The sequence below is a fragment of the Priestia sp. SIMBA_032 genome (assembly GCF_046535215.1).
Classification (GTDB): domain Bacteria; phylum Bacillota; class Bacilli; order Bacillales; family Bacillaceae_H; genus Priestia; species Priestia aryabhattai.
Window position 1 is genome coordinate 1 of sequence record NZ_JAWRXD010000256.1, and the last position, 353, is coordinate 353.

Sequence of the window (353 nt, forward strand, 5' to 3'; positions counted from 1 at the left end):
TGGTATGACATCTTGGAAGAACACATCTGTAACAGGGATAATTCCTACGTTTGAAATGAGCACAGTATACGTTAATACATCCCCAACGGCCCCAGTTGCAACATCAACTGTTTTTGTTGCAGTTACTTCACCAGGAGGAGGTAACGGTATTGTAACTACCGTTGTATTACTTGAATTCGTTGTTGTTACAGGTGGCTGTAAAGGATTTAATAAGAAAGTGGCTGTAGCAGATGCTGTATTTAATACTGCTCCACGTGTAGACGGTGCAACTACCGTAACTTGGAACGTTACTGTCAATGATGTTCCAGCTGCAATATTAGGAAGCGGGAAACCAACATTTGGGTCAAATCCAG

The 353-nt window shown here is 41.9% G+C and carries 1 protein-coding gene; it reads right to left on the bottom strand.

The genetic code is table 11. The annotated features are described in order from the left end of the window. A partial coding sequence (locus tag SB717_RS34255; protein WP_410907292.1) for a hypothetical protein occupies positions 1-353 on the bottom strand: 353 nt, incomplete at both ends.